This is a genomic window from Mycobacterium sp. BK086, assembly GCA_004362315.1.
Classification (GTDB): domain Bacteria; phylum Actinomycetota; class Actinomycetes; order Mycobacteriales; family Mycobacteriaceae; genus Mycobacterium.
In genome coordinates, this window is record SNWL01000002.1 from 1 (window position 1) to 1,360 (window position 1,360).

Genomic DNA, 1,360 nt, shown 5'->3' on the forward strand with positions numbered 1-1,360 from the left:
CGTGTACGACCTCGGCTGATGCTTGACGTTTGGTCTTCGGTTGATGGGCGACAGTGTTTCGGCTGTTGCTTTACGCCTACTTCGGTTGATCCTTGACACTCCCTAGATGAGGGAGTTGAGCGTGGCTGAGCAGCGGTATCAGGCTGTGTTGGCGGTGATCAGCGATGGGTTATCGATCTCGCAGGTGGCCTCGAAGGTCGGGGTGTCGCGTCAGACGTTGCATGCGTGGTTGGCCCGCTACGAGGCGCAGGGCCTGGAGGGGTTGATTGATCGGTCGCATCGGCCGGCGTCATGTCCGCATCAGATGCCAGCCGAGGTTGAGGCAACAGTGTTGGAGTTGCGGCGTTCGCGGCCGTATTGGGGTCCGCGGCGGTTGGTGTTCGAATTGGGCAAGCGTGGTGTCACGCCGTTGCCGTCGGAATCAGCGGTGTATCGGGCGTTGGTGCGGGCGGCGATGATCGACCCACAGGCGCGGGATCGACGTTCCCGCAAGTGGAAACGCTGGGAACGCGGCACTGCGATGGAGCTGTGGCAGATGGACGTGGTGGGTGGCTTCCCGTTGGCTGATGGCACCAGCGCTAAAGCGTTGACCGGGATCGATGATCATTCCCGGATGTGCGTGTGCGCGCACTTGATGGTGCGTGAACGCACCCGCGCGGTCTGTGACGGGCTTCGGGCAACGCTGGCCCGCTTCGGTGCGCCTGAGCAGATCTTGACCGATAACGGAAAGGTGTTCACCGGCCGGTTCAACCATCCACCGGTCGAGGTGCTCTTCGATGCGATCTGCCGCGAGCACGGTATCGAGCATCTGCTGACCCAACCGCGGTCGCCGACGACAACGGGCAAGATTGAGCGGTTCCACCGGAGCTTGCGTACTGAATTCCTCAGTAATGCAGCACCATTCGCCAATCTGAAGACCGCGCAAAAGGCGCTCGATGAGTGGGTTGAGGACTACAACACCGCCAGACCACATCAGTCGTTGAAGATGGCCACCCCCGCCCAGCGGTTCACTGCCGGCGCTGGCGCCACCACGAATGCACCAGGCCCAGTCGCAGGCGTTGATCGTGGTGGCGATGACTGGGTCTCACGCACCGTGACCACCAACGGGGTGGTGTGCGTGTCCTGGCAACAGGTCAGCATCGGGCGCTACTACGCCGGGGCTCGCTGCGATGTCCACGTCGATGGCGATCTGCTGCGGTTCTTCATCGGCGATGATCTAGTCAAAACCGCCGCACGCCGCAGCACCGGCGAGGTACGAAACAAGAAGGCCTGCCGCCCCAGCGGCCAGACCTAAGACACACACAAGAGTGTCAAGGATCAACCGAACTAGATCCGTCAACCATCAACCCACTCTGAACAG

Annotated in this window: 1 protein-coding gene; it reads left to right on the plus strand. The window is 61.7% G+C overall.

Features of this window, described 5'->3' with window-relative positions; genetic code table 11:
• The first annotated feature begins 106 nt into the window (after nucleotides 1-106).
• Complete coding sequence (locus EV580_RS00035) at nucleotides 107-1,294, plus strand: IS481 family transposase (protein ID WP_133689126.1); 1,188 nt, start codon at nucleotides 107-109, stop codon at nucleotides 1,292-1,294.
• The last annotated feature ends 66 nt before the right edge of the window (nucleotides 1,295-1,360 follow it).

What these genes read in the sequence shown, in the direction of transcription:
- EV580_RS00035 (WP_133689126.1), top strand. Translation starts at nt 107, where the DNA reads ATGAGGGAGTTGAGCGTGGCTGAGCAGCGGTATCAGGCTGTGTTGGCG.